At 42.8% G+C, this 15323-nt stretch carries 10 protein-coding genes; 7 read left to right on the top strand and 3 right to left on the bottom strand.

Translation table 11 applies throughout. From position 1 onward, the window contains the following. Window positions 1–46: 46 nt before the first annotated feature. Window positions 47–214 carry a hypothetical protein gene (locus tag J5X92_RS10980; RefSeq protein ID WP_185864120.1) on the bottom strand — a complete coding sequence of 56 codons (168 nt, stop codon included), beginning with the start codon at window positions 212–214 and terminating at the stop codon, window positions 47–49. On the opposite strand from J5X92_RS10980, the gene rlmF reads away from it, so the two are divergent. Further along, entirely contained in the window at window positions 213–1190 is a 978-nt protein-coding gene (rlmF, locus tag J5X92_RS10975) for a 23S rRNA (adenine(1618)-N(6))-methyltransferase RlmF (RefSeq protein ID WP_208805767.1), read from the top strand. The genes J5X92_RS10980 and rlmF overlap by 2 nt on opposite strands. A 372-nt stretch (window positions 1191–1562) precedes the next feature. Here the strand turns inward: rlmF and J5X92_RS10970 are convergent, their stop codons facing one another. Beyond that, window positions 1563–1700: a hypothetical protein gene (locus J5X92_RS10970; RefSeq protein ID WP_185864122.1), complete on the bottom strand. Its 138-nt coding sequence runs from the start codon at window positions 1698–1700 to the stop codon at window positions 1563–1565. 720 nt (window positions 1701–2420) lie between these two features. On the opposite strand from J5X92_RS10970, the gene J5X92_RS10965 reads away from it, so the two are divergent. The 6 genes from J5X92_RS10965 to J5X92_RS10940 all read left to right on the top strand — a co-directional run bounded on the left by J5X92_RS10965 (window position 2421) and on the right by J5X92_RS10940 (window position 14290). Beyond that, window positions 2421–5081, top strand: coding sequence for a TonB-dependent receptor (locus tag J5X92_RS10965; protein ID WP_126871613.1), 2661 nt, complete (start codon window positions 2421–2423; stop codon window positions 5079–5081). A 200-nt stretch (window positions 5082–5281) separates the two neighbouring features. Next, window positions 5282–7555: a glycoside hydrolase family 2 TIM barrel-domain containing protein gene (locus J5X92_RS10960; RefSeq protein WP_260563404.1), complete on the top strand. Its 2274-nt coding sequence runs from the start codon at window positions 5282–5284 to the stop codon at window positions 7553–7555. Window positions 7556–7650: 95 nt separating this feature from the next. Continuing rightward, window positions 7651–9216 (top strand): sodium/sugar symporter, encoded by a 1566-nt coding sequence (locus tag J5X92_RS10955; protein ID WP_063456855.1) that lies wholly within the window; start codon window positions 7651–7653, stop codon window positions 9214–9216. A 2-nt stretch (window positions 9217–9218) separates the two neighbouring features. Then, the gene (locus J5X92_RS10950) at window positions 9219–11786 is read left to right on the top strand and encodes a hypothetical protein (RefSeq protein ID WP_126871614.1); all 2568 of its coding nucleotides are present in this window, start codon (window positions 9219–9221) and stop codon (window positions 11784–11786) included. Between the two features lie 114 nt (window positions 11787–11900). Next, complete coding sequence (locus J5X92_RS10945) at window positions 11901–13235, top strand: MFS transporter (protein ID WP_126871615.1); 1335 nt, start codon at window positions 11901–11903, stop codon at window positions 13233–13235. A 38-nt stretch (window positions 13236–13273) separates the two neighbouring features. Then, complete coding sequence (locus J5X92_RS10940) at window positions 13274–14290, top strand: LacI family DNA-binding transcriptional regulator (RefSeq protein WP_126871616.1); 1017 nt, start codon at window positions 13274–13276, stop codon at window positions 14288–14290. A 633-nt stretch (window positions 14291–14923) separates the two neighbouring features. Here J5X92_RS10940 and J5X92_RS21050 read toward each other — a convergent pair. Further along, the gene (locus tag J5X92_RS21050; protein WP_231884920.1) at window positions 14924–15049 is read right to left on the bottom strand and encodes a MerR family DNA-binding transcriptional regulator; all 126 of its coding nucleotides are present in this window, start codon (window positions 15047–15049) and stop codon (window positions 14924–14926) included. Window positions 15050–15323: the final 274 nt, after the last annotated feature.

The raw sequence follows: 15323 nt of genomic DNA, 5'->3' as shown, positions 1-15323 counted from the left end.
ATCTATTTAGTTATTTCTGATGTGGTGCCTGTAGCCTCGACGGCGACTAAACATTTATTAGAAATTCACTTAGCCAAATACCTAAAAATAGGATAGTCGCCTTGGTAGACTCCACACCTAACAGCAACTCAAGTTCAACCAGTAAAACCAGACCCAAAACAAAAAGTTCGCCTAAGTCTTCGTCTAAGTCCACGACTAAGGCCGGCTCTACCATGCATGTTCGTAATGTACATAAAGATGGTTACCCCATGGCGGCGTTGTGCCAGGCACACCCAGCATTATCTGGCTATGTGATTAATGCAAAAAGCGGCAAGAAGAGTATCGATTTTGCCAACCAAGACGCGGTTAAAACCCTCAATGCAGCATTGCTTATTCATTACTACGGATTGAAAACGTGGGACATACCTAATGGTTATTTATACCCTCCCGTACCGGGTCGTGCTGATTATATTCATGGCATTGCCGATATATTGGCATCTAGCAATAAAGGCGTTATCCCTCAAGGGAATAGCGTAAGAGGGCTGGATGTAGGCATAGGCGCTAATGCTATTTACCCCATTATTGGCAGTCAAAGCTATGGTTGGCAGTTTGTGGGAAGCGACATCGATGCGGTATCGGTAAAATCGGCGAAATCTATTGCTAACAAAAACCCAAAGCTTACCCCTTTATTGTCGGTTCGAAAGCAGTCGAATAAAGCGAAAATCTTTGAAGGTATTATTCAGCCTAACGAGCACTTCACTTTTACTATGTGTAATCCGCCGTTTCATAAATCTGCCGAAGCGGCAGCGCTGGGAAGCGAGCGCAAGGCCATTGGCCTTAAGGGAAATAAGCACAAGCGAAGTGGTAAAAAGCCTCGTGCTGATATTAACGCTCATGCCAATGCTAGTACATACGCGAAGACCTTTGCTAAAGCGAAGCCCGATACCAGTAACATAAAGCTAAACTTTGCAGGAACTGGCAACGAATTGTGGTGCGAAGGAGGCGAACTTGCCTTCATTCAGCGTATGATTATTGAAAGTGTGGCCTATAAAAACCAAGTAGATTGGTTCACCTGCTTAGTGTCAAAAAGCGAGCACTTAAAGCCCATTGAAACCAGTATAAATTACTACGGTGCAAAGAAATTTTTAAAAGTAGATATGGGGCAAGGCCACAAACAAAGCCGCTTTGTGGCGTGGACGTTTAGTGAATAAACGCATTGATTAATGGGGACAGAGTCTGAGGGATCCCCACGAATTTAATTTCATGTGCCTCTGGCCCAGGCCTAGTCTACTAAGGAGCAGTACTACTTTAGTGCGGCTCTCCATTGTTTGCAGTAAAACGTAACTGGCACGCGTTAGCGCTGATCCTAAGATAGTGGAACGATAACACGCTTTGGGTCTCAGTATTCGTTTGGAAACGACGATATTTATTTGAGACTACTAGCACGATTCCAAGAAATATAGCGGCTAGAGGAGCTATCATTGTCAGTAGTGTAAGATATTGTTTGTAAGTATTTTATTTTTCGTAGCCAAGCCGAACCTTGTGCTTTTTATATCCTTGAAGCCCCCTGTAATCTGCATAAGTTACCGATAGATAGTGACAACCTGTTCAGATAAATGACGATGAGAAGCAAGTGATGTGGCTAACAGCGACGGTACTCTCGATCCTTGGGGATGTATTTTCGAGCGTTTTGATGCTGGCGTGTTCCACTGTAGGGCCATAACCTCCCTAAACCGAGGCGATTAAAATCCTGCATCGGTAACGATAATAGGCCGACAATGTGAGGGTATTATGGCGTGTGAAGTCTTTAAAATACCTTATGTGTTGCAGCTTTCTCTTTGCGCTTGTTGCAGTGAACTAGCTTCGAATCTGCGCATGACAGCGTAAAGCGTGCCAAAAAAGAAAAGTGGTTTACGTGTTTGATTTAAAATTGAACATTTGAAAGTGATTAAAAACGATTTTAATTGTTATCATTCTCTGTCTTTACGAATAAGGATAATGGACATGGGAGAGAACTTTAGCCACTTGTTTTCTCTGAACTATCTGACTTTCATCTGTCTTTTCTACTAAGACGTCGCGTGAGTGGAACACACACTCCAACGCCGTCAGCAATTAGTGTTTCTCTTCTCATTACGAATGCGAGCCGTGCGCTGCTTAAAAAAACACCCGCAGCCCGCTTTTAATCTAAATTTTCGTGCCAATCGAACTTCGAAAAGTGTTAATCACTTCTCTGGGATTACGAGACTATAGTATTATTTCATTTTGAATTTAGTAAATCGTTTACCATAAATATTCTTTTATTAATCAGTGTTTTATTTTTATTTGTTTATATTTTATGGTTTATTTATGGTAAACGTTTACCATGCTATGTTATAAATATGTTATCCGTTGGTGGGGTGCTGTTTTTGCACTGAACATTATTTATAAATTTAAGGGTTGCTATGAAGCCATTTTTTAAACTGAGTGTAACTGCGTTCGCCATCGCTCAGTGTTTTCATGTTCCGACGTTATTTGCACAAGAGTTAGAAAATGAGAATCAAAAAGCGTCGATACCTGAAAATACAGAAGTGATTGAAGTTCGCGGTTTTGGCAGCACACTAACCCGCTCTCTTCAACACAAAAAATTAGCCGACAGTACAGTTGAGATTATCTCTACTGACGACTTGGGGCAGCTTCCGGATGTCACAATAACTGACGCGTTAGCTCGCTTGCCAGGAATTGCGGCAGATCGAGATCGTGGAAATGCGAGCCAAATTTCAATTCGAGGAATGGGGCCTCGACTTAATTTAGCCACAATGAATGGGCGCGAAATCGTTAGTGGTGAACCTAGTAGAAGTGTTCGATATGAGCAATTTCCAGCTGAGCTGATTACCTCGGTTGAGGTATTTAAAAGCCCGCTTGCAAGTAACATTGAAGGTGGAATTTCTGGATTAGTCGACATGAAATTTGTTAAGCCTCTAGATAGAGACGAGCGAGCGGTCAACGTAAGTGGACACATTATGGATTATCCTCTTGCAGACGATATTGAAACCGCTGACTCTAGAGGGTATCGGGCCAATTTTAGTTATATTGAGCCTCTCTCTGACTCCCTCGGTTTTGCATTTGGGATCGCATATCAAGATCAGCCCTCTTTGCAGAAAGATGTAACCTCATGGGAATATAACAATGACGCTTCGGCACAAGGTGACGTTGACGGGAATGGCATTACAGAATCGGTACCTTGGGGCGGACAAATCGCTACAAAAGGAGGAGAAAATGAACGTGTTGGGGCAATGACAGTGCTTCAATGGTTGCCTACCGATACTCTTGAAGTGAAATACGATTTGTTTTACTCAAAATTTGAAATCGAAGAGCGGGAGGATCAACTTTGGTTCGATGGCTGGGGTAATTGGGGAGGGCTCAATAACTGGAATATTGCTAACGCTAGTAACCCACCGCAAATTATTACGAAAGACGATGGCAGCGAACAAGTTGTAGCAGGGGGAATGTTATGGGGCGGAAGTCATACAGCGAATAATTCCACATGGTTTCAAGAGAATGAACTCATTAGCTCTGGCTTAAATATAGAGTGGTTGGGTGACAAATGGAAAGTTAATGCAGATTTTGGGTTTTCTGAGGCTTCAATAACGTCGCGCTGGGTTAATATGCAGTCGTGGTTTTGGATCCCTGAAGCGGACAGCGAAGGAATGAATTACAGCTGGGACACTACTGGAGAAAAGCTTGCTATTGATACAGCGTACGATATTGGTAACGTTGACGATTATGGGCTCAGTAGTATGCAAGTGGACAATGATCGCGAACTAAAGGATGAAATGTTTACTGCAAAAGTAGATCTTTCTAGGGAAGTTGAATGGGGGCTAGTAGAAGATGTTAGCTTTGGTATTAGGTTCAGTGATCGTGAAAAAGATAACGACGTTGTAAGCTGGGACCAATCGGTTACAGACACCTCCGCAGCCGTTGATGCGCATACCTACTCGCTAGGCAGTGCCTACGATGTGCCCGCCATTTATAGTATTCGGAATTGGCGAGAGGTTGCGAACACAGCATTTGGTGGTATCGATAACCGTTCCGACCATACTAAAGAAAATGGCGACTACCTTAACTCTTGGAATGTTGAGGAATCTAGCTTTGCAGCTTATGTGATGTTTGATCTAATAGGGACATTGGCAGGCGTTGATTACACTGGAAACGTGGGCGTGCGTTATGTCACTACTGATTCAACATCGTCTGGCTATCAAACCACTATCGATGGTGGGTTGTCGCCACTATCGGTCGACCACAGCTACAGCGAAGTGTTGCCGTCACTAAACTTGAGATTCAGTGTGACTGAGGCATCACAAATTCGTGTCGGACTAGCGCGAACTATGGCACGTGCGCCCCTTATAGAAATGCGAACGGGATATAGCTTTAGTACTGATGGTACAGTAAATACAGCCTCTGGCGGAAATCCCGAGCTAGACCCTTTTATTGCAAATCAACTCGATCTTGGTTACGAGTATTTCTTTGCTGACGATGCAGCATTGACTCTGTCACTTTTTTATAAAGACTTACAGAGCCATATCGGGACGCAAACTGAGGTAGTGAATTTTGATGGTGTTGATTACCAATTTTCTCGGCCCGTAAATGGTGAAGGCGGCTCGATTCGAGGATTTGAGGTTATGTATCAACAGGCATTCTCTATGCTGTCAGCTCCTTTTGATGGCTTAGGTATCTATACGAACTACAGCTATACCGATAGCAATGTAAACGAATTTGAGCCTGAGGCCACCCCACTTTCATTAGGTGGACTTTCAGAGAAAGTGGGAAGTCTAACACTCTGGTATTACAAAAAAGGGGTTGATGCAAAAATTTCCTACAACTATCGAAGTGCTTATACCAGTGTGGGCAGCTGGGACCCTGGCGCTATCTTTACCATTGATGATGAAGCTACCCTTGACGCTAGTATTTCTTATGAATTTACCAGTAACTTTAAGGTTATGTTGCAAGGGCAAAATCTGACTAACGAAGCCTCGCAGTCTTATTTTGATAATGACGTTTCGCGTCCTAGACAATATGCCGAGTGGGGTAGACGTTATTTATTAGGCTTTCAATACGCGATGTAAATCACTGTGTAGGTCGCCTTTTGCGACCATTTTCTCCGGCCACCTATGTGGCCGGTTTTTTGTCCGCGCTATCCACTGTCATAGTGCTTTTTATCGTCTCTTAACCTGAGGTCCATTTTGTGCAGAAATATGCATCTTTTTTGCTCTTGTTTTCTCTTTCATTGCTAATTGGGTGCTCGCCCAAGCCACAATTGACAAACGTGAGCGACGTAACGTTGCCTCAAACATCGATAGCGCACGTAGAGTCTTTTAATAAAGGTTGGATGTTTAGACGGTCGACTCGTCAAGCTGAATCCATTAATGATGATACTGTGTGGCAGAAGGTAGATTTACCTCATACGCCTAAACTAGAGCCTGAAATCGTCAACAGTCAATGGCAAGGAATAGCACGGTATCAAAAGTCCTTTAATGTCCCAAAAAGCTGGGAAAATAAAGTGGTGTTAGTTCGCTTTGAAGCAGCAATGAATGTAGCTGATATATGGGTTAATGACAAAAAGGTCGGGCACCACAAAGGGGGCTATCTTCCTTTCACATTAGACATTACCGATGTGCTCCAAAAAGGAGCGAATATGATAAGTGTGCATCTAGATAATCGAGACAACGAAATTACTGGGCCGAAGCCTTTAAAGTTACTGGATTTCAACACTTACGGTGGAATTTATCGAGGAGTAAGCTTATTGATAAAAGATAAGTTAATGATTACCGACGAGATGTTAGCTAACGAGGTTGCAGGGGGAGGTGTTTTTGTGACATACCCGACGGTAAGTAAAGCTATGTCCACAGTTAATGTTAAATCTCATATACAAAACCAATACAGCCAAGCGCAACGTGTTCGTATCGAACAAGTGTTAGTAGATAACCATCACATCGTTGCGAAAGGCGCAAGAAGCTGGGTTATCGACGGTAACACGCAAGAGTATGCATCGGTGGATTTTGATGTTATAGAACCTTCCTTATGGAGCCCCAAATCGCCTCACCTTTATCAGCTTAAAACTCGTCTTTATAGAGAGGATATACTGGTGGAGGAGCAGAGTAGAAAAATTGGGATTAGAGAGTTTAGCTTCTCTGAAAACCATGAATTGCTCATCAACGGTGAAAAAGTGTTTCTCAGGGGGGTTAACCGTCATCAGGAATATCCTCATGTTGGTTATGCCATATCGGAGCAGGCGGACTATCGAGATGCGGTAAAAATAAAATCTGCAGGTTTCGATTATGTTCGTCTATCCCATTACCCGCACTCAACTGCTTTTATGGAGGCTGCAGATGAGCTGGGCCTAGTAATTTTAGATGCCGTTCTTGGCTGGCAATACTACAATGATGAACCAGCCTTTCGACAGCACATAGTCAACAGTTGTGCTGACCTTATTCGAAGAGATAGAAACCATGCAAGCGTACTAGCATGGGAATGCTCGTTGAATGAATCTGCTATGCCACAGGATTTTGTTGCTGAACTAAATAACACAGTAAAACAAGAGTTTCCGGGCGCTTTTTCAGCTGGATGGATGAAGGGATACGATATTTATCTACAAGCGCGGCAGCATAGGCTTCAGCACTATGAAGCGCCGTCTCAGCCCTATGTAGTATCTGAATACGGAGACTGGGAATATTACGCCCAAAATGCAGGACTCAATCAAGATAGTTGGTCTGGGCTGAAAAACCAAGATCGCACTAGTAGACAACTACTAAATAGCGGTGAAAAGCGCTTACTTCAGCAAGCATTAAATATTCAAGAGGCGCATAACGATAACTTAAATGTACCGGCCTTTGCTGACGGTTATTGGGTAATGTTTGACTATAATCGAGGTTATGCGGACAACATCGAAGCTTCAGGCATCATGAGTCTGTACCGCCAGCCAAAATATAGCTATTACTTCTTTGCTAGTCAACGAGATGCAGACGAAGTAAGTGGCCGATTTCAAAGTGGGCCGATGGTGTATATCGCAAGTGAGTGGACCGCTGCTTCATCTACCAATATTCGTGTATTCAGCAACGCAGACAAAGTTGCCTTGTACTTAAATGATACGCTTATTAGTAAGCAAAGTACCAGTAAGGGAAAGTACTCTACCCACCTTCGTCACCCACCATTTGAATTTCAGGTAGACGCATTTCAAGCAGGCACTCTTCGCGCCGAAGCTTTTATAAATGGGGTCCGGGTAGCCATTCATGAAGTTACCACTCCAGATGTTCCTTATTCACTTAACCTTACCACTGATATTAGTGGCGTCGCGCCAGAGGTAGGCGTGAAAGATATCATATTTGTCTACGCTCAAGTGCTCGACAAGCATGGGAATGTGGTGCCAATCAATGGTTTACCTCTATCCGTCACTTTAAGTGGCGACATTAAACTATTAAATCAGTCCACGGTTTTAACATCAAAGGGGCAAGGTGCATTACTCATTCAAGTTGGGGACTCACTCAAAAATGCGCAAATAAGCGTGTCAGCTTCAGGTCTAAGAGATGCCATTTGGCGTTAGATTAATCATTGAGAGTTTCGGAATATTTTCATCATGAAATATAGTGAATTTTGCTTAAGTTATTTTAAAGAAAACCGTATCAACGAGGATGTTCAATGTTGTTAGCATCAATAGATATCGCTGTTGTCGTTTCTTATGTCGTAGCCTTATTAGGCTTAGCTTGGTGGGTCTCTCGGGAAAAACCGGGGCATGATAAAAATACACAAGATTATTTTTTGGCCAGTAAAAGTTTGCCGTGGTGGGCAATTGGAGCTTCTTTGGTAGCTTCGAATATCTCTGCTGAGCAAATTATTGGTATGTCGGGCTCGGGTTACGCCATTGGTTTGGCTATCGCATCCTATGAATGGATGGCGGCGATTACTTTGATAATTGTAGGTGCGTGGTTATTGCCAGTATTTCTTAAGCGTGAAATTTACACCATGCCACAATTTTTACAACAACGTTACGACAGTCGTGTTCGAGTAACGATGGCCCTGTTCTGGTTGGGGGTGTATATTTTTGTAAACCTCACCGCTGTTCTCTGGCTTGGAGCGCTAGCAATAAGCACTTTAACTAGTTTAAGTATTACGGTTAGTCTAGTCCTTTTGGCCATATTGTCTCTAGCCTATTCTTTATATGGTGGTTTGAAAGCAGTAGCTCTAACTGACATTATTCAAGTAGTGTTATTGGTGTTGGGTGGATTGTTTCTTTCTTATATTTCGCTTGAGCAATTGGGGCAGGGCAATGGCGCCTTTGCCGGTTTTGAACATCTGACACAAGCGCTACCTGAAAAATTTGATATGATCCTCACACCCGATAATCCGCACTATGCAAGCTTGCCAGGTATTTCTGTATTGCTTGGCGGGTTATGGGTTATAAATCTGTCTTATTGGGGTTTTAATCAATACATTATTCAACGTGCTTTGGCAGCAAAAAACTTAACAGAGGCGAGAAAAGGCATTGCGTTTGCAGCATTTTTAAAGCTGTTGATGCCCGTTATCGTTGTGCTACCGGGGATTGCAGCAGTACTTCTTCTTCCTCCGCTAGAGAGATCCGATCAGGCATATCCTCAGTTAATGGCGCTAATGCCTGTTGGGTTAAGAGGGCTGATCTTCGCTGCTTTATTAGCTGCGATATTATCTAGTCTTGCATCTATGACCAATAGTATATCGACTATATTTACTATGGATCTTTATGCCCCGTTGTATCCTCGAAAGTCGCAGCATCATTATGTGAAAATAGGACGCTCAACAAGCGTTAGTGCAATTGTTATAGCGCTATTCACGGCTAGGCCTTTATTGGGTAACGCGGAACAAGCTTTCCAATACATTCAAGAGTTTACAGGTTTTTTTACACCTGGCATTGTTGTGCTGTTCTTACTTGGCCTATTTTGGAAAAAAGCAACTGCAAATGGCGCATTATCGGCCGCGATAAGTTCTGCTGTACTCTCGCTTTTAGCTAAACTTTGGCTCCCGCATGTGCCATTCATGGACCGTGTAGGTTACGTATTTATTGTGTGTTTAACGATCGCGGTTGTTGTGTCGTTAGTTCAGGGCGAAGGCCGAGACCATCCTGGGGCCGTTAAATTAAACGATATCGAATTCAATGCGGCAAAGAGTTATAAATTGAGTGCTGCAGTTATCTCTCTCATCCTTATTTGTTTCTACGCAACGTGGTGGTAAAAATGAAAAAACAACAACGTTTAGTGTTGGTCGGTATTTGTTTATCTATTTTTAGTTTGATGAGTTCGAAGGTTGGGGCCACCGACCGAAGCGCGTCAGTGGTAAATGGTGAATTACAATGGAGCAATGGTGAATCAGTCCACCTTTTTGGGGTGAATTATAGTCTTCCATTCGCCTTTGGCTACCGTGCGGCTAAACAGCTTGGTATCGATCACAAAGCGGCCATCGATATGGATGTAGATCATATTGCTAGGCTAAAGCTAGATGCTTATCGTGTGCATGTGTGGGATAGGTTAATAAGTGATAAACAAGGTAACATAATAAATAACGAGCATTTGGCATTATTTGATTATTTGATGATGCGCTTGGCTGAAGAAAACATTACCGCCATAATCACACCGGTTGCATGGTGGGGGTCTGGCTACCCCGCTCCCGACCCCCTCGAGCCTGGTTTTTCAGCAGACTATTCTAAAGCACAAATGAATCAGGAACCTAGTGCAATAGCTGCTACAAAAAATTATTTGAAACAGTTGCTTACACACAAAAATCGTTATACGGGGCAGCAGTTGTTTAACGATCCCAATATTATCGCTTTTGAACTTTTTAATGAGCCAAAACACACAGCCTCAGCTAGTGAAAGTATTCGCTATGTTGAATCTTTACTCAGCACGGTACGCACCTTAGGAGGTGATAAACCACTATTTTACAATATTAGTGAACAAGGGAATGATCAAGAGTATGCCAAGGCGCTATGTAAAAGTTCGGTAGATGGTATTGCTTACCAGTGGTATCCCACTGGCTTAGTTAAAAATAGTACTCTAAATGGGAATATGCTGCCTGCGGTCTCGCACTATACTAATCCTTTTTCGTCCATTACAGAGTGCGATAACAAAGCGAAAATGATATATGAATTTGACGCCGCTGACATCACTCAAAGTGTAATGTATCCGGCCATGGCGCGAAGTTTTCGTGAAGCTGGCTTTCAGTGGGCTACGCAGTTCGCTTACGACCCTGCGGTTATTGCTCATACCAACGCAGAATACAATACACACTACTTAAATTTGCTTTATACACCAGAAAAAGCCATTAGCATGTTAATTGCCGGAGAAGTTTTCAGACAATTACCTCTTAATTATCAGTCTCGAGAGTATCCAGCAAGCAATGTGTTTGGTGATACACAATTAGATTATCAACAAAATGCGAGTATTTTCAATGATGAAACCCAATATTATTATACTCGCACGACGACTATACCAGTAAAAAAGCCAACTACGCTCGAACATATTGCGGGCGTTGGCAGTTCAAGCTTAGTTAGCTACGCGGGCACAGGAGCTTACTTCCTAGATAAAATTGAGAACGGAATTTGGCGCCTTGAGGTATATCCAGATGTACTTGCGTTATCGGACCCACATCAGTCTTCTAGTCTTCGACGAGAAGTAGCACGATTGTATGTAAATACACATAAAATGTCAGTTAATGTGAACAATTTAGGGGAGCAATTTTTTGTGACTCAAGTCGACGAAATGTCGTTAGGTAACCAGAAAAAGAAAAGGCAGCGAGCAAGCAATCACACTTTTGAGGTGGGGCCGGGTGTCTATTTACTGACGAAAAAAGAAGAAGGGTCAGTTGGCAATGTCGATAAACGCTATCTTTTGCCAAGTATACACGTGCGTGAATTGGCGTTGGTGCACCAACCACAACGCCAACGAAACGTCTCAGATAAGATAACTTTTGAAGTGACGCTAGCGGGTAATAGTGCTAATGATAAGGTGTCGCTGGCTATCAGGTACCAAGGTCATCGGGATTTTACATTGCTTCCCATGCAGAAAACCGATAGTGCTCAGCATTATAGCGTATCACTACCCAAGGAAAATTCATGGCAACAACCGGGTGTTCTTGAATACGGATTTGTTGTGACACAAAAAGATCAAACATTCACTTGGCCAGGTAATAAAAAGGGACATCCTAATGATTGGGATTTTGTGGCCAATACATATTACTCTACACTATTAACGCCATCAGGTAGCCCCATCAATTTATTGAATACGGGCGAAGATCGCCAAGCAATATTTACTCCTAAGTACCCAAAGGCATGGCCAGCGTCTTCTGCAATAGAAGATGGCGCCACGATCACGCTAAGTTACTTTGATGAGGATAAAAGCACCCCAGGTGCATTGCTGCGCACTACGCTGGCGAACAACAATCAGCTCAAAGGACGGGATTTGGCTGGCTACAATGGACTCGTGATACGTGTACGTTCGTTAAGCGGCAACGACAGAGTAAAAATCGGATTAATTGCGCAAGACGGTTTGGCATGGGGCACCGATTTTCCGGTTAAACCAGAATGGCAAACACTAGTTATACCTATAAAACAGCTGTTACCTACTCCAGTATTGATGGCAAATGCATATCCCACTTTTATGCCATTCACGGTTGGGCCGTACAACATGCAGAATGACATAAACCTTAACGCGCTAAATGGATTGCAATTGATGATGGGAGAGCGTTTGTCAAATAAGGCGACGGAAAGGGGAATAGAGCTATTGGATGTTACGCTAGTGCAGTTATAGGAGATTAAGTAGCAGAACGGGCATGTATTTAAGTCTGTCTCATGACGTACTTTAGTGCTGGCGTTATACTGGCGCCAGCACTTTGGCGATTGAATATAGGGGAACCGTTCTACTTTGACTTATACCATAACGCTGGGAAAACAGAAATTGGCACTAGGTGCTGGTTTTTTTTCTATGACCTTTGCCAGTAATGCTGTTGTTGTGCTTGCTATCCCATTTTATCAAATGACCATGGGCGTAGACCCCTTTTTGCTAAGTTTAGCTATGGCACTTCCAATAGGGCTTGGAATTATAGCCTCACCATTTATTGGGCATTTAAGCGACCAAAGTACAAGTCGCTTTGGTCGCAGAAAGCCCTTTATCGCCGCAGGAGCTTTTGTTAGTGCCATAAGTTTTGGGGCTATGTGGATGGTTCCGCAGAGTTGGTCAAGTGACGCTCAAATAGTGTATTTTAGTGTGACTTACTTACTGTTTTATTTTGCTTCGTTGTTAGTTGCTATTCCTACCACTAGCTTAAGCTATGAAGTGAGCAAAGATCCGACACATAGAATGTCGATTATGGTAATTAATACTTATTTTATTAAAGCTGCATCTTTGCTTTATCAGTGGCTTTACCCTGTAGCGGGGCTGGCTTCTTTTAGCTCGATATTGGTGGGAATCAAATGGGTGGGGTGGAGTGTTGCTATTGTTCTAATTGGCGCGATGGCCTTGCTGCCCACGCTAGTATGTAAGGAATCTACGAAGATAGCCGCCCGCGTTTCTGATGTATCATTTTCAGTAACATGGCGGCTATTAATAGCCAATCGAGCATTGCGTTGGTTAATGGGAATTTGTTTGCTGCAACTTGGTGGCAGCGTATTTGCTGCCAGTATGGATTATTACTTGCTGGTGTACTATGTGTACGATGGAGATATAGCACAGGGTGCGGTATGGAAGGGCATACTGTCGACTGCATATGCGGTTGTTGGCTTTGCTAGTGTCCCTTTTGTAAGTCTAATTTCGCGTAAAATAGGTAAAGAAAAAAGCTTACAAATATTGTTGCTGATGAGTATTTTTGGCGGAGTCTTAAAATGGTTTCTTTTTGTACCCGGAATAGGTTGGTGGATTATTTTAGATGCCATACTCTGCAGTAGTGTTTGGACCGCGTTAACTACGATTATCCCTGTGTTGAATGCGCAGCTAAGTGACGAACATAAATCTAGTCACAGACGGCCTGCGGCTGGTATGTTTGCTGCCGCTTTCAGTTCAGTAGCTGCGCTTGCTGGTATTCTCGCTTTGGTCACCTCTGGTATCGTGCTTAATACCATTGGCTTTGATGCAAACAACGGCGCCCAGCAAACAGATTTTACCTTGCATGCTATGCGGCTAATTCTCTCGTTAGGGACCTGTATTTTTGGCATGCTATCGTTGCTATGTTTATTGAATTATAGAAGTACTAAAAATGATTAAGTTCAATGATTTATGTTTACTTTGGATGAGTGAATTTAATGGTAACTATTAAGGATGTAGCCCGAGTGGCTGGTGTTTCTACGGCCACAGTATCTAGGGTGATACACGATGGTGGGCATGTGGGAGCTGCGTGTAAGGCTCGTGTCAAAAAAGTGATAGATGAGCTTGGCTACCGGCCCAATACCAATGCGCAGGCATTAGTAAAAAGAACGACCTATACATTGGGTGTGGTTACACCAAAATTATCAATGTCGTTTTTTGGTACGTTAGCTAGTGGGGTTGAAGACTCAGCCAGAGAAAAAGGCTATAAACTCTTAATGTCTAACTCTTTGTATAAAACAGAATCTGAACTTGATGCAATTAACTCACTCAGAAATCACGATTGTCAGGGCATTATTCTTCATAGTGAATACTCAGATGAGGAAACGTTAATCAAATTGGCTAAGGATGTTCCGGGTTTAGTGTTAATTAATCGGTATATCCCTTCATTGGCGAATCGGTGTGTGTGGTTAGATAACGAAAGCGGTGCTAAAAAGGCCACTGAATATTTACTTGCATACGGACATCGTCAATTCGCAGTGGTTACCAGTATCTACCAGAATCGGGATCCTAGCACGCGGTTAGAGAGTGTTAAAAACACATTAGAAAGCTATGGTTTAACCCTTCCCAAAAAAGCGGTCGCGGAATCTACGGCGAACATTGACGGGGGCGAATTGGCGATAAAAGAACTTCTTGCTAAAGGGGTAAAATTTACTGCAGTTGTTGCTTACAATGATTTGATGGCGATTGGTGCTATTCACGCTTTATTTGATGCTGGTTTACGCGTACCAGAAGATGTTTCTGTCATTGGTTTTGATGATTTACCTGCAGCACGCTCGTGTCGGCCAAGACTAACGACCATGCATTACCCTATAGAGGAGATGGCTGCATACGCCGCAAAGCTTGCCATCTCATTGAGCGATCCCGCTAATTCACCTGGAAGCAAAACTCATTTATTTATCCCTGAGTTAGTAGAAAGAGACTCAGTCTCCCAGATGGGAGGAACGAATAAATAACGTTGATTGTTATGGCGTAAACATTAGCAAAAATTTAGCTCCCCAATTGAGAGGCGAGTATTAAGTATAAAATGGGTCCTCACGCATTATTTAGAACCGATGTATGCTCAATACACATTCCGTGTGGGAGCAGCACAACTGCTATCGTTATGGGTACTTAGCTCTAAAGTGTCTTGTTTCATCATCCTAGTATGGCGCAGTGGCAGTGTGCAGGATCTATTGACCATGTACGCCAGAGCATTCAGCGCGTATACCCTTTATCGGTTATTGTCGAAATCAGAAGGGAACATGATAAATTTTACTTTGTCGTTCATCTGCTTGCGTACAATCGATTATTAATGAGGTCTCTGGCGCGTTTTTAACTTCCTTTTCTAGGTGGTAATTTCACCCCTGAGTTCGCATTGCTTTATAGTTTTCGGATTCGTTTAATTTCAGCTGCATCTATACCAAGGGACTCCAAAAACTTTTGCTGCCATTTCAGTATCTCGATCTTATTACCCATTTCGTGGATGTGATGCTTCAAAAAATGGTACTGAGATTGTACTTCCTTTCGGTGTAGTAAATTCAGAATTTGCGCTACCGGCATTCCGGAAGAACGGTAAGCTAAAATTGTGCATGGTCGTTCCTCCTCGCTTATTCCATACCATCAGTAACTGTTAGCTGTGCGGGTTTGGGCAAAAGAAGGCCTTCGCGCTCGTAATAGAGTAGCGTTGCTCGTGAGATACTATATTTTCTAGCGAGTTGAGTTACTGTAAGCATATATTTTTACCTGAACTTACTATCCGAAGCGCTATCTTCATTTGCAGTTAATAGCCCGTTGTCAGATGAACCTTTTAGCCTTGTTAAAGGTTAGGAAAGCAATGAAAATAAAGTTTGCGATAGAAAGGTTGGTGAGGAAGCATTCGTGTTGATTAAAGATGATGTAGAGCTAAAAGCTTCTATAACCGAGCTTTTAGGCGCATTGTAAGTCGTTCATAAAAACATGCGCTGCACGGTTTATTTCTCAAGTCGGAAAAAGTAACCCATTATATTT

This window comes from Alteromonas sp. K632G, from assembly GCF_017653625.1.
In the GTDB taxonomy this organism is placed as follows: Bacteria; Pseudomonadota; Gammaproteobacteria; order Enterobacterales; family Alteromonadaceae; genus Alteromonas; species Alteromonas naphthalenivorans.
This window is presented reverse-complemented; position numbering and strand designations above follow the sequence as displayed.